Below are 25773 nucleotides of genomic sequence, written 5' to 3' on the forward strand. Positions count from 1 at the left end.
CGCCTCCAGCGCCCGCAGCAGGCTCAGCAGCGCCCACCGGCCGGTGGCGGCGAAGCGGGCCGCCAGACCGTCCACCCGGTCGGCGATGGCGCCCAGGTCGCGCAGCGGCACCACCGGGCCATCCTTGGCCCAGCGTAGTTCGATGGCGGCGGCCTCGCCCGGATACCACGACACTTCCTGCCCGGCGAGGCTGGAGAACCGGCGCTCGCCCATGGTGAAGGTCCAGTCGATGATGTCGCGGCCGCCGATCTCGCGGTCGCGGGCGGCGCGCACCTGCGGCGTCACCACCAGACGGGTCTTCGGCTGCGGCTCGGCGACGTACATCAGCAGCGGCCGGGCGGCGGCCATGGCGGCCAGGAAGTCGGACGGCGTGCGCCACTCCGGCCGGGTGCGGGCGGCTTCCGGGATGGCGGCGGTGACGGCATCGCCGTGGCGGTCGAAGGCGGCGTAGAAGGCGCGCACGTCCTGCGTCGTCGCCGCCTGCTCCGCCCCCGGCGCGAACGGCACCCGGCCGGCCAGGGTCTGCTCGAACAGGCCGCGCAGCTCGGCATAGGCGGCGATCAGGCGCTCGTCCTTCATCTCGATGCAGCGGGTGCGGATGTCCTGCTTCAGGCCGTTCAGGCGGTCGGTGAAGAAGTCGCCCGGCAGCCCCGCTTCGGTGAGCGGGCCGAGGCAGGTTTCCTCGGTCACCCCGGCCAGGTCTTCCAGCACGTACTTTTCCAGCTGCACCAGCGAGCTGTTGGGCCGCGAGCCGTCGTAGGCATCCAGCGCCGCGATGATGTGCAGCCACTTGCTGGCCAGGGCCATGGAGCGCGGCGTCTGCAGCAGCGGGCGCGACAGCACCTCCAGCATGGGGCTGGCGGTCTCGCGGGCGAGCGTCGCCACCTCCATGCGCCACTGGGTCAGGCGCAGGCGCAGGCCGGGCATGTCGCGCTGGTCGAACAGGGCCGCCGGCTGGATGGCGCCGCCGGTCCAGCTGGCGAGGTAGAGGCCGCTGGCGCGATAGACGTCGTCCTCGTCCACCATGCGGTCGATGCGCTCGACGATGGCGGCGGCCAGGTCGGCGACCCGCAGGCGCAGGTCGTCGGCGGCGCTCTGCATGCCGATCTGCATGTAGGTCTGCACGGCGCGCTCGATCACCGGCACCGCCATGCGCAACGACCGCGCCCAGTCCCGCAGCTGCGCCAGCGAAGTGCTGGCCGCCGCCGCGCGGGCGTCGATGCCGGTGGAGGCGCGGTCGAACACCCGCGTCACCGTGGTGGTCAGCGAGGCCTGGGCGGCGGAGCGGGCGGCCCCGCGCAGGGCCGGCGGCAGCAGCGCCTGGTCCTTGGCCTCGAACAGCAGGTAGTCCTCGAACAGCGGCGGCACACTTTCCAGCACCGCCGCATCCCAGCCGTAGCCGGTGGCCGGGGCGGCGGCGAGGAACTGGTCGGCCGGCGCCATGAAGCGGCGGCGCAGCCACTGGTCCAGCACCTGGCGCAGCTGTTCGGCGGGGGCGGTCAGGGCAGCGGTGCCGTCGTCGTGGCGCATCACCAACGGCCCGATGACCGAGTCGATGGCGGCCAGCCGGTCGCGCACCTGCTCATAGCGCTGGCGCGCCAGGGCGGCGGCATCGCGGGCCGCGCGCTCGCCCAGGATCTGCGACGCCACCGAGGCATCCATCAGCAGCTGGACGTTGGGCGGCACCACCGGACCGTCGGCGCCCAGCCACGACGGCTGGCCGGAGGCCAGCAGGCCGACCGCTTCCTCCAGCCCGGCGGAGACTTCCAGGAAGCCGGCGGTGGCATCGGTGCCGGCCCGCGCCCCGACCGCCAGCAGCGACAGTTCCTCGGCCACCAGCTGCAGCCGCAGCCCGGCCTGACCGCCTGCGGCCAGCATGCGGAAGTAGGCATCGGCCAGCTGCAGGTAGGTGCCGCGGGCGGCATCCTGGTAGGCGCTCAGGTCGATGCGCAGGCGCGGGTCGTCGATGGGCTCGGCGCCGCCGCCGATGGCGTTCCAGTCTTCCAGGGTGTCGATGGTGCGGCGGGGCACGTCGATGTCGAGGGCGTAGTTCAGCATCTCGCGCACCATGGGCGAGTTGCCGGTGCGGCCGATCTGGTTGAACGACAGGGCGAAGGCCTCGGCCTCGGCGACGCGGGTCATGAAGCGCACGAAGGCGACGTCGGGCGGCAGGTCGGTATCGCCGGACTGGCTGAGGTCGGACAGCCGCCGCTCGATCTGCGCCTTGACGCCGGCCAGCGCCACATGGCGCCAGCCCGCCCGCATAGCCCCGGCGACGCCGTAGGGGTCGTCCTGGAACCAGGTGGAGGGCATGAACACCAGCGGTTCGGATTCCGACAGCATGGTGGCGTTGCGCAGGTAGCGCACGGCGGCATCGGCGGCCGCCCCGGCATCGCCCTCGCCCGGACGCACGCCGGCCGAGGCGGTGACGTCGGCGGCGGTGGAGCGCAGCACCGGCACCACCAGCCGCTCGTAATCGGCCACCCGCGCCACCGACGCCCACACCGACAGTCCGGCCGCCAGCACCACGGCGGCGGCCTCCGCCGGCCACGCGAAGCGGCGCATGATGCGGGAGCGGGCAACGCCCTTCAGCGGCGTCGACAGGCCGTTCTCGGCGAAGATCTTGCGGTCGAGCAGGTCGCGGGCAAAGGACGCCGGCGCCTCGGGGTCCGGCCGGGTGATGAAGAACAGGCCGCGGAAGTAGTTGGATTCCTGGAAGGCGGTGCGGCGGAAGGCGGTCGCCAGCAGGGCCCGCAGCGGCTCCTCCAGGTCGGCGAGGTCGCTGCGCACCCGCAGCATCTCCGCCCCCGTCTCGCCGTCGAGCACGCTGCCGTAGGCTTCCAGCGCCACCGCCAGCAGGCTGGTCTCGACGCTCTGCAGCGCCTCGGTCACGTAATCGGGCGTGAAGGCGGTTTCCATCGGGTAGGGGAAGGCCCAGCCGACCATGCCGTCGTGGTAGACGGTCGGCAGCAGTTCCTCCAGCGCCTGGAAACCGGGCAGTTCCTCGGTGCCCGAGACCACCACATAGACCGGGATGGAGAAGCCGAGCATCCGCTGCGCCCGCCACAGAAGGCCATAGGCTTCCGCCCCCAGCGCCGTCGCCCGCTTGGGGTCGCGCAGGGCCTGCACCGGCACCGTCAGCACCAGCCCGTCCACCGGCAGCGCCGGCCGCACCCGCGAGGCAAAGCCGAGCACCGCCGGCCAGGCATCGGCATCGCCGACGTCGATGACCACGCCGCGCTCGTAATAGTGCCACGACAGCGCATCGCGGCCGGGCTCGCCCACCGGCGGGCGGATCTGGTCCACCGCCTCCAGCAGGCCGCCGGCACTACTGCCGCCGACGCCGATGCGCAGCACCCAGGGCATCAGGTAGGGGTTGCGGGCGAAGGCCTCGCGGCAGGCCGCCAGACCGTCGCGCAGCAGCCGGCGCAGGCCCTTGGCCGCTTCCTGCTTCTGCGCCGCCACGTCGGCGGCGGTGACGGCCACCACCTGCACCTCGGTCGCCGGTTCCGGCGGCGGTTCCTCGGCGGCCATGCGGGCGGCGCGGTTGGCGCGCAGCAGGATGAACACCATGCCGACGATCAGCAGCACGATGAGCACGGCGATGACCGTCAGGGCCAGCGCCTGATTGCGCGCGGCGTAAAGGAAAAGCCCGTCCATCATGGCCGCTCTCCCGCCGCCCGCAGCACCGTCTGCGCCGCATCGGCGGTCGGCGCGGCGGTCAGCATCCAGATCCCCTGCCCGACCAGCAGCCAGCCCGCCACCACGGCGGCGATGATCACCGGCCAGCGCGGGTGGACGCGGCGGCGGCGCGACACATCGCCGGTCACCGTGTGGGCATAGGCCGCCGGCACCAGCGGCCGGGTGGTGGTGACGAAATCGCCCAGCAGTTCGGGCTCGCGCCCGGCCAGCATCTCGAACAGCCGCTGGGCATAGCCGCGCACCGCCGCCTCGCCGCCGGGACCGCGATGGCGGCCGCGGAAGCCCAGCGACAGCAGGCACAGGTACACCGCCGCCAGCTGCAGCAGCCGGCGGTCGCCGGAGGCCAGCAGGCGCTCGATGCGTTCGAAGATGCGGTCGCCGGCCAGCCGCGACTGGAAGATGCGCTGCTCCAGCAGGGAGTCGCGCCAGATCTCGCGGCCGGGCCAGTCGATCTCGTGCAGGAAGACGTCGTCGGCGAGCGCCACCATGGCGTATTGCGCCTCGCGGTACTGGGCCAGCATGAAGTCGGTGGCCTTGCGGGCGAAGGCGCGCGCATCGGCCTCAAGGAACTGCTGCAGGCGATCGAGGATGAGGTCGGGGTCGACCGGCTGCATCGGCGCCAGCCCGCCGCCGCCGGTATCGCGCGCCGCCACGTCGGTGATGCCGACCGGGGCGTCGAGCAGGAAGTCGGGCAGCGCCTCCAGCGCCGCCCCCCCGTCCGCCGCCCCGTCGCCGCGCCCGGCGGCAGCGGCCCGCGCCGCCCGATGGTGGCCGGCGACGGCGACGCGGTGGACCGTCAGCTCCGCCGCGAAGGCGAGGAAGCTGTCGAGGATGTCACGACGGGCGAGCAGGGCGGCGTCTGTCATGAGATCACGTAGAGGACGATGTCGGCCGGCCGCGTGCGGCTGCCGAGGTTGTCGGGATTCCAGATCTCCAGCCGCTCGCCGGCGATGACCAGCTCTTCGGTCGGATGGATGCGGAACAGCACGGTGCCGCGCGGCACCACGAGGCCCAGCTCGCTGTCGGCTTCCACCGGCTCGCGGTCCAGCCCCTTCACGCGCAGGGCCGCCAGATGGTCCAGCTTGCTGCGCGAGGCGATGACGGCGTTTTCAATCCACGCCACGATTTCCGAAGTGGCCATGGCGGCCGGGCCGCGCACGCCGATGAGCAGGCGGGCGGCGCGCCAGTCTTCCTGCATGTCGACGCCGAACATGCCGCTGTCGAAGGTGAAGCGGATGGGCTCCGCCACCGACCGCACGCGGTCGACCATGCGCACCACGTAGTCGCGGATTTCCTCGAAGCTGCGCAGCGGGTCGGTGTGGTCGTAGCGCGACAGCTTGGGCGGCACCCGGCCCGACGACAGCTGCGCCACGTGGCCGAGCACGGCGCACATGGACAGATAGACCGAGAACGGATGCACCACTTCCACCGCCAGCTGCGCTTCCAGCGGCGGCAGGCCGGCGACCAGGCTGCTCACCTCGTCGGCAAGGCGGCCGCTGTCGGGGGCACCGTCGGCCGCCTGTTCGGCGATCATCATGGCCTTTTCGCGCAGCCGGCGGGCGACGTCGGCGCACAGCCGGCCGATGGCCGAGTTGGCCGGCACGGTCAGCGACGGCGGCGCGAAATCCACCAGCGCGAAGGCATCGTTGGCGAAGGCGACGCGGGCCAGCGGCATGGAGACGAAGCGTTGCGGCGGCCGTTCGCCGCTCACCGTCGTCGCCACCAGCGACAGGCGCGGGCGCAGGCGCGGGATGGACAGTTCCTCGCCGCTGTTCTCGTCGGCCACCGGGCGGCCTTCGACCGAGCGCCAGCGCTGCATGCCGCCCCAGCTGCCGGCCCGCGCCGCTGGCACCGTCAGGTGGATGACGATGGGCGCCTGGGCCAGCGGGTCGCCCAGTTGCGAGATGTCCAGCTCCAGCGGGTCGGGGCAGGTGCTGTCGTGCCAGACCGTCAGCCCGTCGGGCATCACCGCTTCCAGCTCCAGCACCCGCACGATGCCGGAGACCAGCGCCACGCGATCCAGCAGCAGGTGGGTGACGCCCCAGGGGAACGGCACCGACTGCGTCATCCGCACCGCCAGCGCCGCCTGGGCGCGCAGCGATTCCTGCTGGAAGTGCTGCGGCGCCAGCAGCATTCCTTCGTGCCAGTGGATCGGATCAGGTATGTCCCGGACTGTGCTCACGGGGGTCTCCGGTGGTCGGTCGTGCGGCGGGCGCGGCGGGCGGTCGGGCGGGTGACGGGGTCGGGTCGGGCGGCGGGATCAGGGCAGCAGGACGGCGGACGTCTCCTCCAGCCGCAGGCGGACCGGGTCGGTGATGGCGCCGGGCGCCAGCCGCAGGCGATGGGCGCCGGGGGTGTGGTAGCTGGTGAAGATGATGGCCGCCCAGGCGGCGCGTTCGCCGGTGATCTCGTCCACCAGCAGCTGATCGGGCACCACTTCCCAGCTGTAGAGGGTCAGGCCTTCCGGGTGGTCGCGGCGCAACTGCTCGCGCTTGCCGAACCAGTCGGCGGCGGTGAGGGCCAGCACCTGATCGACCAGCGCCTGTTCGTGCACCAGCACCAGATCGACGGCGACCGGCGAATCATCGTTGGCGCGCGGCGCCGCCGACACCTGCAGGCGGTCGATCAGCAGGCTCGGCTTCTCGGCGCAGGCGGCGGTCGCCAGCACGGCGGCGGCGATGACAAGGGAGCCGCCGAAGCGGCCGACGGCACGGCGGAACCGGGTCACGATGCCCCTCCCCAGGTCGAGTCACTGATGACGGAGCCGCCGTAGCCGCGCTCGGTCAGCTTGCGCAGGGCGCCTTCGGCGGTGCCGCGGCTGGCGAAGCGGCCATGCTGGACCACCGACCACAGGCGGCCGCCTTCCTCCACCATCTCCACCCGCACGGCGATGCCGCGGCGGGCGAGATCGCCGGCGAACTGCTCGGCCTTGCCGACGGTGGCGAAGCGGCCCATGCGGATGGACCAGGCGGCGGGCGGCGGCACCATGGCATAGCCGCCCGGCGATCCGCCCATGACGGCGGCGGAGCCCATGGCGGCCGGGGTCACACCGGCGGCGGCAGGCGATCCGCCAGCCCCGGCCACGGCCACCGCAGCGGCAGGCTGACCGCCGGCACCAGCGCCCGCACCAGCTCCGGCGGGCGCGGCATCGGCGGCGGCGCCGCCCGCTGCGGGGGCATCCTCGCCGGCCGGGCGGGCGCCGCCCAGGAAGCCGGGCTTGGCGCCCATGGCGGCCTCGCCGATCTCGTCCTCGACCACGTTGCCGAGGGATTCCTTGCTGTTGTTGACCGCCACGTACTTGGCGTAATTGCTCAGCCACGGCACATGGCCCTGCAGGAACGGCGGCAGGGCATTGTCGATGGCGGCGACGGAGGATTCAAAACCGGGCGTCAGCGCGTTGTCGAGCGGGTCCAGCGCCTCGTCGGCGAAGTCGTCGCCGATCTTGGTCTTGTAGATGTAGACCTTGCTGTCGAATTCGTGGCCGACCTTGTTGCGGACGCTGCCGATGACGCTGTCGTCAGGCTCCGCCGCGGCGGCGGGGGCGCCTGCCGTCTGGGACGGGCGAGCACCCGGTGCCGCGGCCTGTCCCGCGGCCACGGCCTGTCCCCCTTCCCCGTCCGTCTCCGACGGCGCCGTCATGATGGCGATGGCGGCATACCCGAGAACCCCGATAAGGATCCCGCTTGCAACCAAACCTATCGCCTGCCCGGCGCCCAAGGAAAATCGCCCCAACGCTTCCCCCTGGCTCAAGTGATCAGATCACTCGGCAGACACCGGCCTGACTTCCGTAACCACTACTCCGTACAGGCCGGCTTTGATTTCGACGTCCCGCAGGCGAGCTGCCGCCTGCCGGGGATCATCGAACCTCCCCATTCTTACGTGGTACCACGAGTTGCCCGACACATCTACTATTTCCACCACCTCTGTCGCCAAGTCCCGACTTTGCATCGCTTCCTGATACTCGCGTGCGTTGTCCAGACTGCGGAAGGTTCCCAACTCGATGGAAAAGGTCGGCCAATTGGCCGGCTTGAGGGCATCCTCCACCCGCCGCGGCGGCGCCGGCTCGGTCACCGCCTCCACCCCGGCGGCGGCGGCAGCGGCGGCCGGGGTCTGTTCGCCGGCGGTGGCGGGGGCGGAGGCTTCGGCCGGCGCCGCCTCGCCGCCACCGCCGCCGGCGGTGCGGCCGAGGAACCACGCCCCCGCCGCCACGCCGCCCAGCACCGCCAGACCGCCGAACACGATCAGCACCCACTTCATCGCCGCCCGCCCTCAGCCACAGCACAACCCGATGCAGGGGATCGACAGGCTCGGCAGGTTGGCCGACAGCGCCAGGCTGGGCGCGTTGAGCGACAGCGCCGGGGCCGCCAGCGACAGCGACGGCAGCGACAGGCTGGGCGACGGCAACGCGAGGCTCGGCGCCGCCAGGCTCACCTGCGGCAGGTTCATGGACATGCTCAGCGCCGCGTTGACCGACAGGCTGGGCAGCGAGGCGTTCAGCCCCGGCAGCGCCAGACTGGCCGACGGCAGGCTGAGCGCCGGGGCGCTGAAAGCGAAGCTGAGGCCCGGGCACATGGCGGCGGCCGGCGCTGCCCCGGCGGCGGCCAGCACGGCGGCCAGGGCCAGCAGCAGCCCGCCCTTGCGGGCGCCGGTCCTGAACGTGGTGGCGGTCATCATCCTTCGCCCTCCTCTGCTGCCGCCGTCCGCGCCAGGGCGGCGTGGGCGGCGCACTGCCGGCGCATGGCCGGCGTCACCGGCTGATAGCCGAGCGCCGCCCGCTGGCTCAGCACCCGGCACAAATAGTCTGCCTGCGCCGCCCGGTTGGAGGCGTGATAATGGCGCACGGCAGCCTCCCACGAGTCATGGTCACGGCGCAGCGCCACCAGATAGGCGGCGGCGTAGCGGACGTTGTTGGCCGGCTCCAGCATGGCGCGCAGGTCCATGAAGTTGTCGCCGTGCCAGCGCAGGTAGACCTGCATGCAGCCGACCGCCACGGCGTTGCCGAAATGGCGCATGGCGGCCTCGGCCACCACCACCGCGTCGTCGTGGGTGCGCAGGTAGAAGGGGCGGCCGTTGGCGTTGATGGTCCACGCCCAGGCCCGCCCGGCCATGCCCGATTCCACCAGCGCTATGGCCTGCAGGATGCCGGGCGGCACGCCGAACTCGGCCTCCGCCTGCGCCGCCAGCGGCCGGCAGTCGGCCGCCTGCGCCGCCCGCGGCGCCCGCCGCCGGAGGGCGGGCGGCCCCCCGCCCTCCCCCCCCCCCCCCCCCCCCGGCGCCCGCCTGCCGCCGCCGCCAGCAGCGGCAGGCCGGTCGCCAGCAGGAGCGCCGCCAGCAGCGGCCTCAGGCGAGGAAGCGCGCGACCACGCATGCCCTGTCCCTCAGGTTGGCCCCGGCCGCCGTTTCCAGCAGCCCTTCCGCCCGCAGCGCCGCCAGCAGCCCGGCCGGCGACGGATCATCCGCCGCCCGCAGCGCCGCATCGACGCGGGCATGGGCGGCCGTGCCCTGCACCGGCACCATGCCGGACGACAGGAACACCACCGCCGCGCCGCGGCTCAGATCGAAGTTCGCCTCGCCGTCATCGCTCTCCGCCGCCTCGTCGCCGCCCGACCGCCGCAGGTCCACCGCATCGCCCAGCCGGCGCACCGCCATGGGGGCGGCGAAGCCGTGGCCGGCCCAGGTGATGGACGCCGCCGCCGGATCGAGCACCGCCGCCAGCACGGCATAGGCGTCGCCGTCCTGTTCGCCGCGCAGCAGCAGGCGGGTGCGGTCCAGACACTGGCCGGGCGCCATGCCGGCGCTCAGCAGCGCCCGCAGCGAGGCGCGCGCCGTCGCCGACAGGAAGCCGCCGGCCAGACCGCCGGCCGCCTGCTGGCCGAGCGTCACCGCCAGCCGGCCGTCGGGCAGCCAGAAGTAGTCGTAGAAGGCGCCGTCGAACTCCGCCGCCGGCACCAGCGTGCCGCCCACGTCCATGGTCGGGCGCGGCAGCAGGCCGCGCGGCAGCATGGATTGCTGCATCCGGCGGGCGACCTCCACCTGCTGCTGCAGCTGGAACAGCTCGGTCTTGGTTTCCAGCGCCGCCCGCAGCTCGGTCACCAGGCCTTCCAGCCGCCGGTGCTGGTCGCCGACGCGCTCCGCCATCACCTCCACCGCCGCCGCCAGGGCGCGGTCGCCGCCGTGGCCGGGACGGCCGCCGTCGCCGCCGGCCATGCGCTCGATGCGGGCGAGGTCGGCGAGCAGCGACTCCCGCCCCTCCGGCGACAGGGTATTGGCCATCTGCTGCAGCTGGGCGCGGATGAAGTCCTGCTGCCGGGTCCATTGCCGCAGGCGCTGTTCCTCGCCGTCGCGCAGGCGCCGCACGCGGTCGCGGAAGACCTTGATGGAGCGGGCCATCTCGCCCATCTCGTCGGCCCGTTCGTCGCCCGGCACCTCGACGCTGGTGCTGCCGCGCGACAGCTGCGACAGCGCCGCCACCGCCGGCGCCAGCGGGCCGAGCGTCCTCACCACGAACCAGCGGATCACCACCACCAGGGTGACGCAGACCGCCAGGATGAGGGTCAGCGACAGGCCGTCCATGACGTCCAGCCAGCGCACCATCAGGGTGCGGTCGCGCAGCACCACCACATGGGCCAGCGGCTGCCCGCCCGGCTGGCGCAGCGGCACGGTGACGCCCTGCACCGCCTGCTGGGCGTGGACGACCTCGAAGATGGCGCCGGCGCGGGCATCGTAGCCGGCCGCCACCTCGGCCCAGTCGACGCCGCCCTCGCTCAGCAGCGGCCGGCCGGCGGGGTCGACGATGAAGCCGGCGACGCCCCAGCTGCGCACCACCTGAGCCAGCACCGAGGTGAGCGGCAGCACGGCGACGAAGCCGGGGGCCGCCGAATCCTCCGCCCCCGCCCCTGCCACCATCAGGCCGAGCCCGGCCGGCGTGGCGGCGATGGCGTGGAAGCCGTGGCGGCCGGAAATCAGCTGGCTGACGCGGCGCTGGTCGATGCGGGTGGGCGGCGCGCCGGGCGGCCACACCAGCGCCAGCTCGCCGAAGGTGTCGTAGACCGTCACCTCGCGCAGGCCGAGGTCGGCAAGACCGTCGAGCGCCGCCATGGCGTCGACCATCTCGCTGCCGGCCAGGGCGGCGCGGATGCGGTTGCGGGTGACGTCGGCGGTTTCGGTCACCGCCGCTTCCCACACCCGCTGCAGGGCGAGGCGCTCCCCGTCCTCCTGCAGCGAGGATTCGACGCCGCGCCGCACCGCCGTGACGGCGGCGGCAACGCAGGCCAGCAGGGTGATGGCGATGGCGCACAGCAGGACGACGCGGCGGGCGATGGTCATGGCGCCGTCCTCCCGCCCAGCCGGCCGGCGGCGGTCAGCTCCACCACGGCGGCGCCGGCGGTGCCCGCCAGCCCGCCGAGCACGGCGCCCAGGGTGACGGCGGTGGCGGTCCACGGCATGCCGCGCAGGCCGCCGTGCAGGGCCTGCAGGCCGGCGGCGGCCGGCGCCCCGATGCCGACGGCGAAGCCGCCCAGCATGAGGGCGGCGACGCTCTCGCCCAGGGGCAGCGCCACCACGGCGCCGAACAGCGCCACCGGCAGCGCCACATCGGCCACCAGCCGCGCCCGCCAGCGGTAGAGCACCGTCAGCATGAGGCTGCTGCCGACGGCGACGGCGATGGTGGCGGCCCAGGCCTCGTAGGTGCCGACGGCGCCCGATCCGGCGGCCAGCCACAGGGCGGCGCCGGCCCAGAACAGGATCGGCAGCAGCGGCAGCGACAGCCGGCCGGCGGCGGCATCGGGCCGCGGCGGCGGTCCGGCGGTGGCGGCATGGCGGGTGCCGAGCACCGCCAGCGCGAACAGCGCCAGCACGGCGGTGCCGGTGGTCACCCAGGTGCTGCCGGAGACATGTTCCAGATGAATGAGCCCGGCCCCGGCGGCGAGGCCGAAGGCGGCATGCAGCGCCGCCCCGGCGCGGACGGCGGGATGGCTGCAGACGATGGTGGCGACGGTGGCGAAGGCGTGCGCCGAGGCCAGCGCCAGCAAGGGCAGGCCGAGCCACGGCTCCGGGAAGGCCGGCAGCACCACCAGGGCCGCCGCCGCCAGTCCGGCCAGGAACAGCGGCCGCGGCATGCGCGGCACCAGCCGGGCGAGGCCACCCACCGCCGCCACCAGCAGCGCCGCCGCCACCGACAGCGCCACCGGCAGGCCGCCGCGGGCCGCCAGCCAGATGCCGAGCGCGATCACCAGCGCGGCGCGGAACAGGGCCGGCCCCAGCACCAGGGCGGCGTGATCCAGGCGCAGCACCACCATGCCGTCGGGCGCGAAGGTGCCGCTGCGGCCCAGGCGCTCGTCCAGGGTGCCGGCCGCCGCCGCCGCGTCGCGGTTGAAGCTGAAGTCGCGCAGTTCCTGCACATAGGCACGGGCCCGCGCCACCCGGTCGTTGACGGCCACCAGCACCCGCGTCACCGCCTCCGCCACCGGAGCCACCGGACCATCGGCGACCGCCCCGGCGGAGGCATCGAACTGCCGCAGCGCCACCCGCTGCTGCACCGCCAGCACCGCCTGCTGCGGCCGTTCCACCAGCTCGCGGAAGGCGGTGAGGATGAGGTGGCTGCCGAACAGCAGCGCCGTCACCAGCGCCACGAAGAAGTGCGGCATGGCGCCGTCCAGCCCGGCCGGCAGGGCCGCTTCCTCCATGGCGAGGACGACACGGCCGACGGTCATGCCCTCCACCAGCACCGGAAAGGCCGCCGCCGTCAGGCCGCTGCGCTCCAGCCGGGCGAGGTCGAGGGTGGTGGCGGTCAGGTCGTCGCGGTCGGGACGGATGAAGCGGCCGATGGGGCGGCCGTCGGGGGTTTCCACCAGCGCGGCGGCGACGGCCGGATCGCCGGACAGTTCCTCGCGCAGGTATTCCGATACGCCCACCGCCTCGCTCAGGCCGATGCCGGCGCCGGCGTATTCGGCGATGTCGCGGGTGATGCCGCCGGCCACCAGTTCCAGGCGCACGCTGACCGCATCGCGGCCGAGGCCGGCGGTGGAGACCACCACCGCCATGGCGGTGGCAACCCAGGTGATCAGCGTCGCCACGGCGGCGACCATCAGCAGCAGGGCGAACAGGCGGCTGTTGCTGCTCATGCCGCCCTCCCCGCCGGGCGGGACGAGCGGGCGGCGGAAGCCGAAGCGGAAGCGGCAGATGCAGCGGAGGCAGAGGCGGCGGCATCGCGCAGCGGCCGGTCGAGGCGGCGGGCTTCCTCCTCCACCGCCGCCACCCGGGCCAGCACGTCGCCGACGCCCGGCAGGGCGGCCAGATCCTCGGCATCGGGGGCCTTGCCGGCGGAGACGGCGGCGGCCAGCCGGTCGAGCGCCTCCGCCCCGGCCTCGTAGCGGCGGGCGGCGGCGCGGGCGGCAAGGGCGGTGCCGGCCACCGCCAGCACGCCGGCCAGACCCAGCGACAGGCCGGCGACGATGGCCGGCGTGCGCATGGCGGAGATCACGTCGACGATGACGTCGCGGCGCAGGGCGCGGGCCACGATGGTGCCGCTGCGCTCGCCGAAGGCATTGACCACGCGGGCGCCGAACACGTTTTCCATGGCCGTCGCCGCCACCCAGCCGTCGCTGCTGTCGGTGCCCTGCAGCCAGGCCCCCGGCACCGGCTCGCCGATGCGCTCATGCTCGCTGGCGAAGACCACCACGCCCTGGGCATCGGTGATGTAGATGTCGGCGGAGCGCTTGACCGCCAGGCTGAGGGACTCCACCAGCGCCTGCAGGTCGGCCTGGTATTCCAGCGGATAGCCGAGGGCGGCACGGGCGGCGGCAGGGCCTTCCACCCGATTGACCAGCGTGCGCAGCTGCTCGACCGCCAACCTCGTCTTGACGTTCTCCAGCGTAGCGAAGAACGTGGCGAGGGCCAGCACCTGCACGATGGCGGCGCACAGCCACACGGTCAACGCAAGGCGCCCCAGACCTCGCATGAATTCCCCCAAAGGTGATGACATCCCCCCTTCAGGATGGCGCACTCTCCCTTGGTTTACAACTCTGCTCGGCCATGTTCCACCTGAGGGCGATCCGCCGTCCGCCGCCCCGCACACCAGAGACTGACGCCACCGCATGTCGCTCGACCGAAGATTGCACGCCATCCTGGCCCGGCTGAACACTCCGGGCGGTGAAGCCGTCGCCGCCCTGCACGCCCTTGAGCGCCTGCTGCCGCCCCATGCGTCGCTGGCGGACGTGTTGTTCGTCGGCCTGCACCACCTGCGGCAGGACATCGACGACCCCTCGCTGGTGGCCGAAACCCGCCGCCTGACCGCCCAGGCAGAAGCCGCCGAGCGCCGCGCCGAGACGGCGGAGCGGCGGGCGGCGGCCATGGCGGCGGCCCTGCGGGAGGCCCTGGACGAGATCCAGTCGCTGCGCGACGCCCTCGCCCGCGGCGATCACTCCGGCGCCAGGTCGGGGTAGGCGGTCAGCAGCAGCAGCGACACGCCGAGGGAGCCGAGTCGCACCGTGGCATCGGCGCCGGTCACCACATCGTCGATCCAGGCGCCGCCGAATCGGCGATGGACGGCGCAGACGGCGCGGTCGGCGGAAAACAGCAGCACTTCCTTCACCGTCCGGTGGCGGCGGTAGATGGCGAGCCGCGCCGCATCCTCCGCCGCCAGGGCGGCGGCATCCTCCACCACCAGCGCCACCAGCACCGGATCGAACCGCTTGGCCATCTTGCCGGGCAGCTGGATGATGACGTCGGCGATGCGGAAGTGATCGCCCTCCGGCGCCTCGACACCGATGCCGGAGCCGCTGTCGATGCGCTGCTTGCCGTCGGCCCGGCGGGCGCAGCCGGCCAGCGCCCCGAACACCGACAGGCTGCGCATCTGCAGGCCTTCCGGCCGCGCCGGCAGGGTCACCACCGTCCCGCCGACCAGTTCCTGGCGCCAGCCGGTGCTGTCCATGTGCGGGTTGGCACTGACGAATTCCTTCAGGCGCATGAGTCCTCCGTGGGCCAGACTGGTGCTGCACTATGGCAAGTTCCGCCCATGATTGCAGCGACCGGAATTTTAGAGCATCCTTCGCGGTAATCCATTGGAAGATGCAGGCCCTGCAATGAAGACCCTTCCGCCCAAGCCGCAGCGCACCCTGAACCCCAAGTTCTGGCAGGGCTTCGCCGAGTATCGCGAGTTCTACGACCAGGAAGACCTGGTGGATACGGTCGACGACCTCTACACCCTGTGGCGCGGCATCAAGTGGAAGATCTTCACCGCCGAGACCTACGCCGACGAGACCGACCCGGCCAAGGTGGAAAAGCACCTCGCCAATGCCGAGCGCACCTGGAAGAAGCGCATCCAGGGCCTGCACAAACAGGCCGACCTGCTGGAACGGCGGGCCAACGCCATGCTGAAGGTGCTGCCGGCGGAAGCCAAGCAGGTGCGGGCGCCGGTGACCATGCTGCTGAAGGATCTGGCGCAGTTCCGCAAGGATCACCCGGCCGCCTTCGATGACGACGACTTCCTGGAACTGATCGCCGAGATCCGCGGCGGCTCGAAGAAAAAGAAGAAGAAGGGCGGCGAGGACGACGACGACGATGCCGGCGGCGGGCGCAAGGCCAAGGGCGGCAAGAAGGGCGCCGCCGCGCTCGACGACGACGATGACGACGACGACAAGAAGAAGAAGCCCGCCGATCCCGGCGGGTTCCGCAAGGCGGCAGCGGCGCTCGCCAACACCTGCAAGCAGTCCGCCGCCCACGCCAAGGACATCGCCCGCACCGCGCCGCAGGCGCCGGAGATCATCGCCGCCCAGAACCAGAAGCAGCGCGGCCAGGGCCGCACCATCAAGGGGCTGCTGCCGGTGGGCGGCGATACGCTCGCCAAGCGGCTGGCCAAGGGCATGACCGACGACGAGGTGGACAAGTTCACCAGCAAGCTGCCCGGCGGCAGCAGCGGCAAGCTCGCCAAGTCGCTGCTGAAGGCCGGCTTCGGCAAGGGCGCCAACGACGACGCCAAGCGCAAGCTGAAGTCCATCGCCGACACCCTGGTGCCGGCCGCCAACAAGATGTCGCGCGCCGTTTCGGTCATGTACGGCCACGTCGGCACCGCCAAGAAGACGGCCAAGGGCAACGACGACCTGAAGAAGGGGCTGGAGGACGCCGACAAGCTGCTCGACATCCTGTCGCGCATCGCCGACGACAGCGTCACCTACGCCGCCGCCGTGCAGGATGCCGTCGACCTGATGGAGGACGGCAAGCCGCTGTCATCGGTGCGCCTCAACAAGCTGGACGGCGACCGGCTGGTGAAGGGCGTGGTGCTGCTGGAACGCTGGGCGACGGGCTGGCAGCGCATGGTGTGACGCCGCCAGCCCCTGGTCCCCGCGACCGTCAGTGGTGGCCGGAGCCGCCGTTGCCGGTGCCGTTGCCGTTGCCCGGAGCGGCCGGCGCTTCGTGGGCGCCGTGCGACCACTTGTCCATCAGCGCCAGCACCATGCCCGACACGGCGATGGTCAGGTGAATGCCGATCAGCCACGGCACCTTGTTCGGGTCCGGGCCGTTCTCGTCCATGAACACCTTCAGCAGCTGGATCGCCGAAATGGCGGCGATGGAGCCGAGCAGCTTCAGCTTCAGGCTGCTGAAGTCCATGGTGTCCATCCAGCCCGGACGGTCGGCGTGGTCGCACATGAAGCGCGACACGAAGTTCTCGTAGCTGACGAAGATGACCATCAGCATCAGGTTGGCCAGCAGCGTGATGTCGACCAGCGTCAGCACCAGCAGGATGACCTGGGCCTCGGTCATGCTGAAGATGTGCGGCAGCAGGTGCCACAGTTCCTGCAGGAACTTGGCGAGCAGGGCGACGATGCCCAGCGCCAGCCCGACATAGAACGGAAACAGCAGCCAGCGGCTGCGGAACAGATTGTTCTCGATGAAGTGTTCCACCCCAACATCCCCCGGAAGTGGTATGTGTCAGTCCGTGCGGACTGTGGCACGCCGGCCTCGGGGTTGCAATGCAGCACAGCGGACGCAGCGTCAGGTTGACCCTGCCGCCGCATCCGCCGGCCGACCTGCGACAAGATGACCGCTCAGGGCGCCGCCGCCTCGCACGGCTGGCCCAGCCGCCGGCCGCTGGAGGTGACGGTCACCGGCACCCCCTCCATCTCCATCTTCATCACCGTGCGATAGGCGTCGGGGCCTTCGACGGTGCTTTCGATGGTGCCCGTCATGGGCTCCGGCCCGCTGCAGACGATGGTCATGGTGGTGGTGGCGCCGACCGTGCGGGAGTCCGACAGGCGGCAGTCCTGATCCGCCGGCACGCCCTTGGGGGCCGCCTCGGCCCCCGCACCCTTGGGCAGGCAGACCTGCGACACCTGCGGCGGCATGGCCATGCCTTCCATGGTCATGGCGGTGGACACCTGCCACGTCTCGCCGGGCACGGCGGTTGGCCCGCGCCGGCGCGCCCCCCCCGCCTCCCCCCGCCCACCGTCGCCGGCGCCAGCGGCGCCAGCCCGGCGGCCAGCGCCGCCAGGGCGGCTGCGGCGGCGGCGGGCGGAGTGATACGCATGCGCATGATGATGGTGCTCCCTCCCCTGTCTCCCCTGTCAGCGGCCCTTGCGGAGGACGCCGTTTTCGACCACCACGGCATCGCCCGGCTGCAGGTCGGCGGCCATCGGGCTGCTGAGGGTGCTCTCGCGGCCGGTGGCGTCGCGCAGGGTGACGGCATCGCCCTCCACCTTGACCACCCGGCCGGAGATGATGATGACGCCCCGCTCCGCCCCCGGCGCCACCAGCCGGGTGGGGCCCTGCAGGCCGGGGGCCTGCACCTGGGCGGCGGCGGGCACGGCCGAGGCGGCGACGGCCAGCGCCACGGTCACGGCGGCAACGGCGGCGGCGGTCAGGGTCGCCGGCGCGGCGCGGCGGGTCTGATGATGATGATGATGCGGCATGATGAAGCTCCCTCCCCTGGCGGTCACAGTCGCGCCGCGACCACTTCGGCGATGCGCACCAGCGCCGCCAGATCCAGCGGCAGCGCCGTGCCGGAGGGGTCGGGGAAGACGGTCAGGGTGACGCAGGTGACGCCCTTGCGGAAGGCCACGAAGTTGGGCGTCGAAGCCGGCTGGATGGTGCCGCTGAAGGCGGCATCGGCCAGCGTCAGGTCGCCGCCGTGATAGGCCTTGTGGAACTGGTCGTAATAGCTGGCGTCGGCCACCTGCACCATCAGCAGCGGCGCGCCCTCGGCGGTGGCGAAGTTGAGCGTGCCGCCGGCCCACGGCTGCGACAGCCGCTCCAGCCCGGCAACGCCGGTCAGGCCCGCCGCGGCCTCGATGTCGGACGCCTTCAGCAGATCGTCGTGCGGGCCGGCGGCCACGGCCGGCACGCCGGCCAGCAGCAGCACCGCGACGGCCAGCGCGGACAGCAAGGTTCTGATCATGACTCCCCCCTTGTGCGGGCGGCGGACCAGGCGACCCGCCGCCGGTTGCGATCACGGGCGGCGGCTTCTCCCGCGCCGCCCGCCGATCCATTTCAACCATAGCGAAATAATGGCTTTTCCCCAATTGGACGATGGTCGGAACACCCTGACCGGGCAGGAGCGGCAATACCGGCCTTTGGTCGCTCCGGCGGGCACCGACCGCAGGCGGCACGCGGCCCGCCCTCCCCTAACGGGTGGGTGGATGCTCTTCCCTTTTCGTGGAGGCATGCTATCTTCCCGCCGGGAAAGCCACCGCAGCGGACGCACCTCAGGTTCCGGCAGCCGTACCGACCTCGTCCTCGGGGGCACCGTGCGCCGCGGCAGCAAACTGGAGTCTCACTCTCCCGTAACCCTTTTCGAGAGGATCAGGTCGTGCTTGAAGCTTATCGCCAGCATGTCGCCGAGCGCGCGGCGCTCGGCATTCCGCCCCTGCCGCTCTCCGCCCAGCAGACGGAAGAGCTGGTCGCCCTGCTGAAGTCCCCGCCCGCCGGCGAGGAGCAGGCCCTTGTCGACCTGATCACCCACCGCGTGCCCGCCGGTGTGGACGACGCCGCCAAGGTGAAGGCCGCCTTCCTGGCCGCCGTCGCCGCCGGCGAGGAAAAGTGCGCCCTCATCTCCCGCGTCAAGGCGACCGAACTGCTGGGCACCATGCTCGGCGGCTTCAACATCGTGCCGCTGATCCAGCTGCTGAAGGATGCCGAGTGCGGCGCCACCGCCGCCGAGGGCCTGAAGAAGACCCTGCTGGTGTTCGACTACTTCCACGACGTCAAGGAACTGGCCGAAGCCGGCAACGCCAACGCCAAGGCGGTGCTACAGTCGTGGGCCGAGGCGGAATGGTTCACCTCCCGCCCCGCCGTGCCGGAAAGCCTGACCGTCACCGTCTTCAAGGTGACCGGCGAGACCAACACCGACGACCTGTCGCCGGCCCCCGACGCCTGGAGCCGCCCGGACATCCCGCTGCATGCGCTGGCCATGCTGAAGAACCCGCGCCCCGGCATCGAGCCGGAAGAAGCCGGCGTGCGCGGCCCGGTGAAGTTCCTGGAAGAGCTGAAGGCCAAGGGCAACCTGGTCGCTTACGTGGGTGACGTGGTCGGCACTGGCTCGTCCCGCAAGTCGGCCACCAACTCGGTGCTGTGGTTCACCGGCGAAGACATTCCCTTCGTGCCGAACAAGCGCTTCGGCGGCGTGTGCCTCGGCAGCAAGATCGCCCCGATCTTCTACAACACCATGGAAGACGCCGGCGCCCTGCCGATCGAGCTGGACGTCAGCCAGATGGACATGGGCGACGTGATCGAGCTGCGCCCCTATGACGGCAAGGCCCTGAAGAACGGCGCCGTCATCGCCGAGTTCACCGTGAAGTCCGACGTGATCTTCGACGAAGTGCGCGCCGGCGGCCGCATTCCGCTGATCATCGGCCGCGGCCTCACCGCCCGCGCCCGCGAGGCGCTGGGCCTTGCGCCCTCCACCCTGTTCCGCCTGCCCAAGGCGCCGGCCGATTCGGGCAAGGGCTACACCCTGGCCCAGAAGATGGTCGGCCGCGCCTGCGGCATGCCGGAAGGCAAGGGCATCCGCCCCGGCACCTACTGCGAACCGAAGATGACCACCGTCGGCTCGCAGGACACCACCGGCCCGATGACCCGCGACGAGCTGAAGGATCTGGCCTGCCTCGGCTTCTCGGCCGATCTGGTGATGCAGTCGTTCTGTCACACCGCCGCCTATCCGAAGCTGGTGGACGTCAAGACCCACCGCGAGCTGCCGGCCTTCATCTCCACCCGTGGCGGCGTGTCGCTGCGGCCGGGTGACGGCGTCATCCACTCGTGGCTGAACCGCCTGCTGCTGCCCGACACCGTCGGCACCGGCGGCGATTCGCACACCCGCTTCCCCATCGGCATTTCCTTCCCGGCCGGCTCGGGCCTCGTCGCCTTCGCCGCCGCCACCGGCGTCATGCCGCTGGACATGCCGGAAAGCGTGCTGGTGCGCTTCAAGGGCGAGATGCAGCCGGGCGTCACCCTGCGCGACCTCGTCAACGCCATCCCGCTCTACGCCATCCGCCAGGGCCTGCTGACGGTGGAGAAGAAGGGCAAGAAGAACGTCTTCTCCGGCCGCATCCTGGAGATCGAGGGCCTGCCCGACCTGAAGGTCGAACAGGCGTTCGAACTGTCCGACGCCTCGGCCGAGCGCTCCGCCGCCGCCTGCACGGTGCGCCTGAACGAAGCGCCGATCATCGAGTACATGCGGTCGAACATCACGCTGATGAAGTGGATGATCGCCAACGGCTATGAAGACCGGCGCACCCTGGAACGCCGCATCAAGGCGATGGAAGACTGGATCGCCAAGCCGAGCCTGCTCGCCCCCGATGCCGACGCCGAATACGCCGCCGTCATCGAGATCGACCTGGCCGACATCAAGGAACCGATCGTCGCCTGCCCGAACGACCCGGACGACGTGAAGGTGCTGTCGGATGTGTCCGGCGACACCATCGACGAAGTCTTCATCGGCTCGTGCATGACCAACATCGGCCACTTCCGCGCCGCCGCCAAGGTGCTGGAAGGCAAGTCGGACATCCCGACCCGCCTGTGGATCGCCCCGCCGACCAAGATGGACGCCACCGTGCTGACCGAAGAGGGCTATTACAGCGTCCTCGGCCGCACCGGCGCCCGTATGGAAACGCCGGGCTGCTCGCTGTGCATGGGCAACCAGGCGCAGATCCGCAAGGGCTCGACCGCCATGTCGACCTCCACCCGCAACTTCCCGAACCGCCTCGGCATCGACACCCGCGTCTACCTGGGTTCGGCCGAGCTGGCCGCCGTCTGCGCCCTGCTGGGTCGCATCCCGACGGTCGCCGAGTACATGGAGCAGGTGACCGTCGTCAACCAGAAGGCCGGCGACATCTACCGCTACATGAACTTCGACCAGATCGCGGAATTCCGCGAGGTGGCCGATACCGTCACCGTCTGATCCGCCTGCCGGACCAGTCGCACCGACCGCAGAACCCCCGCCGCACCGCCGGCGGGGGTTTTGTCTTGCCGGGCGGCGGGTTCGGGTTCGGGTTCGCATGAACGGCGCTGGCCGGCGGGTGAGGAAAGCCCGTTTGCCGCCGCCCCCGCTGCGCCGCCACCGTGGACGCCTCACCCCTATCGGAGGCAGTTCATGTCCGACATCCTGCTGTGCGACCGCCGCGACGATGGCATCGCCGTGCTCACCCTCAACCGGCCGCACAAGCTCAACGCCATCAGCTATGCCCTGGCCGACGCCGTGCTGGCCGCCCTCGACCGGCTGGAGACCGACGCCGGCATCGGCGCCGTGATCCTCACCGGCGCCGGCGACCGCGCCTTTTCCGCCGGCGGCGACATCCCCGAGTTCTCCGCCAGCGTGGCGGCGGGGGCGGAGGCGGCGCTACGCGATTTCGTCCGCCGCGGCCAGGCCATGACCGCGCGCATCGAGTCCTTCGGCAAGCCGGTCATCGTCGCCGTCAACGGCCTCGCCTACGGCGGCGGCTGCGAGATCACCGAGGCGGCGCCGCTGGCCGTCGCCAGCGACCGGGCAGTGTTCGCCAAGCCGGAAATCGCCCTCGGCATGCCGCCCACCTTCGGCGGCACCCAGCGCCTGCCGCGTCTGGCCGGGCGCAAGCGGGCGCTGGAACTGCTGCTGACCGGCGATCCCTTCCCCGCCGCCCGGGCGCTGGAGCTGGGGCTGGTCAACGCGGTGGTGCCCCATGCGGCGCTGATGGACACCGCCGTCGGCCTCGCCCGGCGCATCCTGCGCCATTCGCCGCTGGCGGTGCGCAGCATCCTCACCGCCACCACCCGCGGCATCAACGCCAGCATCGGCGAAGGGCTGGCGATGGAGGCGGAACAGTTCGGCCGCATGGTGCCGACCGCCGACCTGCGCGAAGGGCTGGACGCCTGGATGGCGCGGCGGACGCCCCGCTACAGCGGCCGCTGACGCGCCTCGCCCACCCCGCCGTTGCCGCCGTCGCCGTCGTCCCCCGCCGCCGTGCCGGCCAGTTCCTCGCCGATCCAGCGGCGGAAGGCGGCGATGGCGGGGCGGCGGCCGGCGTCGGGGGCGCTCAGCAGCCAGTAGCCGGCGGCGCAGGCACGCGGCGGGCCGAGCACCGGCACCAGACGGCCGGCATCAATGTCGGGCTGCACGATGGGCAGGCGCCCCATGGCGACGCCCAGGCCCTGCACCGCCGCCTCCAGCGCCATGTGGATGGTGTCGAAGCGCAGGCCGCGGCGGGTGTCGAGCCCCGCCGCCCCGCTGAGGGCCGCCCAGGCGTCCCAGTCCTCCGGCACGCTGACCACATGCAGCAGGATGGCGCGCTCCAGATCGGCGGCGCTGGCGAGCGTGGCCGCCAGGGCCGGGGCGCACACCGGCACCAGATCCTCCCCCACCAGCCGCACCGCCTCCACCCCCGGCCAGCCGCCACGGCCGCGCCGGATGGCGACGTCGACGTCGTCGCGCGGGAACTCCACCTGCCGGTGGGCGGTGTCGAGGGTGACGTCGAGGTCCGGGTGGCGGGCCTGGAAGCGCGACAGCCGCGGGATCAGCCAGCGCAGCCCGAAGCTCGGCGCCACGCTCACCGCCAGCCGGCCGGAGGGGCGGCGACCGGGCACCGCCTCGGTGGCGCCGGCGATCAGTTCCAGGGCGTCGCGCACCCGCGGCAGATAGGCATGGCCGGCGGCGGTCAGGGTGATGGCGCGGTGGCCGCGGGCGAACAGCGGCACCCCCAGCCAGTCCTCCAGGGTCTGGATGCCGTGGCTGACGGCACTGGGGGTCAGGTTCAGTTCCTCCGCCGCCAGCTTGAAGCTGAGGTGACGGCCGGCGGCCTCGAACAGGCGCAGGGTGTTGAGCGGCGGCAGGCGGTAGGCCATGGCGGGCGGCGGGTCCGGGAAGCAGTCGGCGACACGGCCCAGGGTCGCGGCAAAGGGCCTCGGCGGCAACCGCTTTTCCACCGCCCTCGGATGAACGACGCTCACCTGAAGCTGAGAACTTCCCGGTCTACGGCGGCCACCGGCGGCGGCTAGGCTGATGCCGTTCACCGCCGTTTCAGCCGGAGCCCGCCCCCGCCATGCCGCCGCCCCTTGTCCTGGTCGAGCACCGCGACCGCATCGCCTGCCTCACCCTCAACCGCCCGCAGGCGCGCAATGCCCTGTCGCGCGACCTGGCTGCCGCCCTTACCGCAGCGGTGACGGAGGCCGAGGCCGATCCCGCCGTGGCGGTGATCCTGCTGGCGGCGGCGGGTCCGCATTTCTGCGCCGGGGCCGACATCGCCGAGATGGCGGCGCTGGAGCCTGCCGACCTGCTCGCCGACGACTTCAGCGGCGCCTGCCCCGCCCTGGCGGTGGCGCGCAAGCCGGTGGTGGCGGCGGTGCAGGGAGCGGCGCTCGGCGGCGGCTGCGAGCTGGTGGAGATGTGCGACGTGGTGATCGCCGCCGATACCGCCCGCTTCGGCCACCCGGAAATCACCCTCGCCACCATGCCCGGCTGCGGCGGCACGCAGCGGCTGATGCGGGCCGTCGGCAAGGCGGTGGCGCTCGACCTGCTGCTCACCGGCCGGCCGCTGACCGCCGCCGAGGCGCTGGCCGCCGGGCTGGTGTCGCGGGTGGTAGCGGCCGACCGGGTGGCCGACGAGGCCCTGGCCGCCGCCGCCATCATCGCCGCTCATGCCCCGGCGGCGGTACAGCGCCTCAAGCAGGCGGCGCTGGCGGCGCACGAGCTGCCGCTGGCCGCCGGCCTGACCCTGGAGCGCCACCTGTTCCACCAGGGCTTCCCCTCCCCCGCCCGCCGTGCCGCCATGGCCGCCTTCGCCGGCCGTTCCTCTCCCACCGTCACAAGGACCACCGCATCATGACCCTGACCCCGCCCGACATCGTCAGCCCGCCGCCCGCCGTCACTGAGGCGGAAGCCCTGCGCGCCCGCGTGCTCGACAGCTTTTCCCGCCAGGGCCTGATGGAGCACCTGGGCGCCCGCCTCGTCGACGTGGAGCGCGGCATGGTGCGCATCCGTCTGCCGTTCAGCCGCACGCTGACCCAGCAGCACGGCTTCTTCCATGCCGGCGCCACCACCTCCATCGCCGATTCCGCCGCCGGCTATGCCGCCTTCACCACCTTCCCGGAAGGCAGCACGGTGCTGTCGGTGGAGTTCAAGATCAATCTGGTGGCCCCGGCGCGGGGCGAGTGGCTGGACGCGGTGGGCTCGGTGATCCGCGCCGGCCGCACCCTGACCATCTGCCAGTCCAACGTCTATGGCGTCAGCGAGGGGAAGGAAACCCTGGTCGCCACCGGCCTCGTCACCCTCATCCGCCTGCCCGACGCCGACGACCGCCCGGCGGGGTGAGGTCAGCCGTCGCCCCGGCGGCGGAAGTCCACCCGCCGCGCCTCCTGCCCCGGCAGCGTCAGCACGCTGTCGCGGCGGGAGGCGGCGGCGATCACCCGACCGGCCCGCACCACCGCCAGCCGCTCCGCCCGCAGGCGCAGGGCTTCCACCGGGTCGGCAGCCTGCAGCAGCACGAAGTCGGCCCGGCAGCCCGGCGCCAGGCCATAGCCCTCCAGCCCCAGCAGGCGGGCGGGGTTCACCGTCACGGCGTCGAAGCAGGCCCGCATGGCCTCCACCCCGGTCATCTGGGCGACGTGCAGGCCCATGCCGGCCACCTCCAGCATGTCGCCGGAGCCGAGGCCGTACCACGGGTCCATGACGCAGTCATGGCCGAAGGCGACCGTCAGCCCCGCCGCCATCAGCTCCGGCACCCGCGTCATGCCGCGACGCTTGGGATAGGTGTCGTGGCGGCCCTGCAAGGTGATGTTGATGAGCGGGTTGGCGACCACGCCCAACTCCGCCTCCACCATCAGCGGGATCAGCTTGCTGACGTAGTAATTGTCCATGCTGTGCATGGAGGTCAGGTGCGAGCCGGTCACCCGCCCCTGCAGCCCCAGGCGCACCGTCTCTGCCGCCAGGGTTTCCACGTGGCGGGACAGCGGATCGTCGCTTTCGTCGCAGTGCATGTCCACCGGCAGGCCCCGCTCGGCGGCGATCTCGCACAGCCGCCGCACGCTGGCGGCGCCGTCGGCCATGGTGCGCTCGAAGTGGGGGATGCCGCCCACCACCTCCACCCCCAGGTCCAGCGCCCGCAGCAGCTGCGCCTCGGCGCCGAGGCTGCGCAGCAGGCCGTCCTGCGGGAAGGCCACCAGTTGCAGGTCGAGCCAGGGCGCCACCTGCCGCTTCACCGCCAGCAGCGCCTCCACCGCCAGCAGGCGCGGGTCGCAGACGTCCACGTGGCTGCGGATGGCGAGCAGGCCGCGCGCCACAGCCCAGTCGCAATACTCCAGCGCGCGGGCGGCGATGGCCTCCGCCGTCAGGTCGGGCTTTAGCTCCCCCCACAGGGCGATGCCCTCCAGCAGCGTGCCGGAGCGGTTCACCCGCGGCAGGCCGTGGGAGAGGGTGGAGTCCATGTGGAAGTGGGCATCGACGAAGGGCGGCGTCACCAGCTGGCCGGCGGCGTCGATCTCCTGCGCCGCCTCGGCCGCCACCGCCGGCCGTACCTCGGCGATGCGGCCGGCGGTGACGACGATGTCCTGGCCGCGGCGGCCATCGGGCAGGGTGGCGTTGCGGACGATCAGGTCGGGCGCGGGCATGGCGGTCTC

24 protein-coding genes are annotated in these 25773 nt (G+C 72.5%); 6 read left to right on the forward strand and 18 right to left on the reverse strand.

Annotation, left to right across the window (positions count from 1 at the left end; translation table 11 throughout):
* The 11 genes from ABD056_RS13350 to ABD056_RS13400 form a co-directional block, all read right to left on the reverse strand.
* Positions 1 to 3663, reverse strand: a 3663-nt coding sequence (locus ABD056_RS13350) for a type VI secretion system protein (protein ID WP_343867342.1), incomplete at its 3' end; no start/stop codon positions are given.
* Complete coding sequence (locus ABD056_RS13355) at positions 3660 to 4568, reverse strand: DotU family type IV/VI secretion system protein (RefSeq protein ID WP_343867344.1); 909 nt, start codon at positions 4566 to 4568, stop codon at positions 3660 to 3662. The genes ABD056_RS13355 and ABD056_RS13350, both read right to left, overlap by 4 nt.
* Complete coding sequence (gene tssK, locus ABD056_RS13360) at positions 4565 to 5884, reverse strand: type VI secretion system baseplate subunit TssK (protein ID WP_343867346.1); 1320 nt, start codon at positions 5882 to 5884, stop codon at positions 4565 to 4567. The genes ABD056_RS13355 and tssK overlap by 4 nt, the downstream gene beginning before the upstream one ends.
* A gap of 78 nt (positions 5885 to 5962) precedes the next feature.
* Complete coding sequence (locus ABD056_RS13365; protein WP_343867348.1) at positions 5963 to 6430, reverse strand: hypothetical protein; 468 nt, start codon at positions 6428 to 6430, stop codon at positions 5963 to 5965.
* Positions 6427 to 7299, reverse strand: coding sequence for an SPOR domain-containing protein (locus ABD056_RS13370; protein WP_343867350.1), 873 nt, complete (start codon positions 7297 to 7299; stop codon positions 6427 to 6429). Before ABD056_RS13370 ends, ABD056_RS13365 begins: the two co-directional genes overlap by 4 nt.
* A gap of 162 nt (positions 7300 to 7461) precedes the next feature.
* On the reverse strand, positions 7462 to 7959 hold the full coding sequence (locus tag ABD056_RS13375; protein ID WP_343867351.1) for an SPOR domain-containing protein: 498 nt from the start codon (positions 7957 to 7959) through the stop codon (positions 7462 to 7464).
* A gap of 12 nt (positions 7960 to 7971) precedes the next feature.
* Positions 7972 to 8376: a hypothetical protein gene (locus ABD056_RS13380; RefSeq protein WP_343867352.1), complete on the reverse strand. Its 405-nt coding sequence runs from the start codon at positions 8374 to 8376 to the stop codon at positions 7972 to 7974.
* Positions 8373 to 8885 (reverse strand): transglycosylase SLT domain-containing protein, encoded by a 513-nt coding sequence (locus ABD056_RS13385; RefSeq protein WP_343867409.1) that lies wholly within the window; start codon positions 8883 to 8885, stop codon positions 8373 to 8375. The genes ABD056_RS13380 and ABD056_RS13385 overlap by 4 nt, the downstream gene beginning before the upstream one ends.
* A gap of 157 nt (positions 8886 to 9042) precedes the next feature.
* Positions 9043 to 11028, reverse strand: a complete 1986-nt coding sequence (locus tag ABD056_RS13390; protein WP_343867353.1) for a PP2C family protein-serine/threonine phosphatase — start codon at positions 11026 to 11028, stop codon at positions 9043 to 9045.
* Positions 11025 to 12824, reverse strand: coding sequence for a hypothetical protein (locus tag ABD056_RS13395; RefSeq protein ID WP_343867355.1), 1800 nt, complete (start codon positions 12822 to 12824; stop codon positions 11025 to 11027). Before ABD056_RS13395 ends, ABD056_RS13390 begins: the two co-directional genes overlap by 4 nt.
* Positions 12821 to 13660 (reverse strand): hypothetical protein, encoded by an 840-nt coding sequence (locus ABD056_RS13400; protein ID WP_343867357.1) that lies wholly within the window; start codon positions 13658 to 13660, stop codon positions 12821 to 12823. Before ABD056_RS13400 ends, ABD056_RS13395 begins: the two co-directional genes overlap by 4 nt.
* Before the next feature lie 136 nt (positions 13661 to 13796).
* Between ABD056_RS13400 and ABD056_RS13405 the strand changes: the two genes are divergently transcribed.
* On the forward strand, positions 13797 to 14144 hold the full coding sequence (locus ABD056_RS13405) for a hypothetical protein (protein WP_343867359.1): 348 nt from the start codon (positions 13797 to 13799) through the stop codon (positions 14142 to 14144).
* On the opposite strand, the gene ABD056_RS13410 is transcribed toward ABD056_RS13405, so the two are convergent.
* Positions 14120 to 14668, reverse strand: a complete 549-nt coding sequence (locus ABD056_RS13410) for a hypothetical protein (RefSeq protein WP_343867360.1) — start codon at positions 14666 to 14668, stop codon at positions 14120 to 14122. The genes ABD056_RS13405 and ABD056_RS13410 overlap by 25 nt on opposite strands.
* Before the next feature lie 115 nt (positions 14669 to 14783).
* On the opposite strand from ABD056_RS13410, the gene ABD056_RS13415 reads away from it, so the two are divergent.
* On the forward strand, positions 14784 to 16022 hold the full coding sequence (locus ABD056_RS13415; RefSeq protein WP_343867361.1) for a hypothetical protein: 1239 nt from the start codon (positions 14784 to 14786) through the stop codon (positions 16020 to 16022).
* 28 nt (positions 16023 to 16050) lie between these two features.
* On the opposite strand, the gene ABD056_RS13420 is transcribed toward ABD056_RS13415, so the two are convergent.
* From ABD056_RS13420 to ABD056_RS13435, 4 genes are all read right to left on the reverse strand, one after another.
* Complete coding sequence (locus tag ABD056_RS13420; protein ID WP_343867363.1) at positions 16051 to 16602, reverse strand: TIGR00645 family protein; 552 nt, start codon at positions 16600 to 16602, stop codon at positions 16051 to 16053.
* A 143-nt stretch (positions 16603 to 16745) separates the two neighbouring features.
* Positions 16746 to 17096, reverse strand: coding sequence for a DUF3617 domain-containing protein (locus ABD056_RS13425; protein WP_343867365.1), 351 nt, complete (start codon positions 17094 to 17096; stop codon positions 16746 to 16748).
* 165 nt (positions 17097 to 17261) lie between these two features.
* Positions 17262 to 17606, reverse strand: coding sequence for a hypothetical protein (locus tag ABD056_RS13430; protein WP_343867366.1), 345 nt, complete (start codon positions 17604 to 17606; stop codon positions 17262 to 17264).
* A gap of 23 nt (positions 17607 to 17629) precedes the next feature.
* On the reverse strand, positions 17630 to 18091 hold the full coding sequence (locus tag ABD056_RS13435) for a hypothetical protein (RefSeq protein ID WP_343867367.1): 462 nt from the start codon (positions 18089 to 18091) through the stop codon (positions 17630 to 17632).
* A gap of 411 nt (positions 18092 to 18502) precedes the next feature.
* On the opposite strand from ABD056_RS13435, the gene acnB reads away from it, so the two are divergent.
* On the forward strand, positions 18503 to 21088 hold the full coding sequence (acnB, locus tag ABD056_RS13440; RefSeq protein WP_343867368.1) for a bifunctional aconitate hydratase 2/2-methylisocitrate dehydratase: 2586 nt from the start codon (positions 18503 to 18505) through the stop codon (positions 21086 to 21088).
* 192 nt (positions 21089 to 21280) lie between these two features.
* On the forward strand, positions 21281 to 22075 hold the full coding sequence (locus ABD056_RS13445; protein ID WP_343867369.1) for a crotonase/enoyl-CoA hydratase family protein: 795 nt from the start codon (positions 21281 to 21283) through the stop codon (positions 22073 to 22075).
* Here the strand turns inward: ABD056_RS13445 and gcvA are convergent.
* Entirely contained in the window at positions 22060 to 23109 is a 1050-nt protein-coding gene (gene gcvA, locus ABD056_RS13450) for a transcriptional regulator GcvA (protein WP_343867370.1), read from the reverse strand. The genes ABD056_RS13445 and gcvA overlap by 16 nt on opposite strands.
* A gap of 92 nt (positions 23110 to 23201) precedes the next feature.
* Between gcvA and ABD056_RS13455 the strand changes: the two genes are divergently transcribed.
* Entirely contained in the window at positions 23202 to 23984 is a 783-nt protein-coding gene (locus ABD056_RS13455) for an enoyl-CoA hydratase-related protein (RefSeq protein ID WP_343867371.1), read from the forward strand.
* Positions 23981 to 24469, forward strand: coding sequence for a PaaI family thioesterase (locus ABD056_RS13460; RefSeq protein ID WP_343867372.1), 489 nt, complete (start codon positions 23981 to 23983; stop codon positions 24467 to 24469). The genes ABD056_RS13455 and ABD056_RS13460 overlap by 4 nt, the downstream gene beginning before the upstream one ends.
* Positions 24470 to 24471: 2 nt before the next feature.
* On the opposite strand, the gene ABD056_RS13465 is transcribed toward ABD056_RS13460, so the two are convergent.
* Entirely contained in the window at positions 24472 to 25764 is a 1293-nt protein-coding gene (locus ABD056_RS13465) for an amidohydrolase family protein (protein ID WP_343867373.1), read from the reverse strand.
* Positions 25765 to 25773: the final 9 nt, after the last annotated feature.

This window comes from Caenispirillum bisanense (genome assembly GCF_039523075.1).
Taxonomy (GTDB): domain Bacteria; phylum Pseudomonadota; class Alphaproteobacteria; order Rhodospirillales; family Rhodospirillaceae; genus Caenispirillum; species Caenispirillum bisanense.

Coding starts and splice junctions, on each gene's coding strand:
- ABD056_RS13355 (WP_343867344.1), bottom strand. CDS start 4,568: ATGACAGACGCCGCCCTGCTCGCCCGTCGTGACATCCTCGACAGCTTC.
- ABD056_RS13375 (WP_343867351.1), bottom strand. CDS start 7,959: ATGAAGTGGGTGCTGATCGTGTTCGGCGGTCTGGCGGTGCTGGGCGGC.
- ABD056_RS13380 (WP_343867352.1), bottom strand. CDS start 8,376: ATGATGACCGCCACCACGTTCAGGACCGGCGCCCGCAAGGGCGGGCTG.
- ABD056_RS13390 (WP_343867353.1), bottom strand. CDS start 11,028: ATGACCATCGCCCGCCGCGTCGTCCTGCTGTGCGCCATCGCCATCACC.
- ABD056_RS13395 (WP_343867355.1), bottom strand. CDS start 12,824: ATGAGCAGCAACAGCCGCCTGTTCGCCCTGCTGCTGATGGTCGCCGCC.
- ABD056_RS13400 (WP_343867357.1), bottom strand. CDS start 13,660: ATGCGAGGTCTGGGGCGCCTTGCGTTGACCGTGTGGCTGTGCGCCGCC.
- ABD056_RS13405 (WP_343867359.1), top strand. CDS start 13,797: ATGTCGCTCGACCGAAGATTGCACGCCATCCTGGCCCGGCTGAACACT.
- ABD056_RS13410 (WP_343867360.1), bottom strand. CDS start 14,668: ATGCGCCTGAAGGAATTCGTCAGTGCCAACCCGCACATGGACAGCACC.
- ABD056_RS13415 (WP_343867361.1), top strand. CDS start 14,784: ATGAAGACCCTTCCGCCCAAGCCGCAGCGCACCCTGAACCCCAAGTTC.
- ABD056_RS13430 (WP_343867366.1), bottom strand. CDS start 17,606: ATGCCGCATCATCATCATCATCAGACCCGCCGCGCCGCGCCGGCGACC.
- ABD056_RS13435 (WP_343867367.1), bottom strand. CDS start 18,091: ATGATCAGAACCTTGCTGTCCGCGCTGGCCGTCGCGGTGCTGCTGCTG.
- ABD056_RS13445 (WP_343867369.1), top strand. CDS start 21,281: ATGTCCGACATCCTGCTGTGCGACCGCCGCGACGATGGCATCGCCGTG.
- ABD056_RS13455 (WP_343867371.1), top strand. CDS start 23,202: ATGCCGCCGCCCCTTGTCCTGGTCGAGCACCGCGACCGCATCGCCTGC.
- ABD056_RS13460 (WP_343867372.1), top strand. CDS start 23,981: ATGACCCTGACCCCGCCCGACATCGTCAGCCCGCCGCCCGCCGTCACT.
- ABD056_RS13465 (WP_343867373.1), bottom strand. CDS start 25,764: ATGCCCGCGCCCGACCTGATCGTCCGCAACGCCACCCTGCCCGATGGC.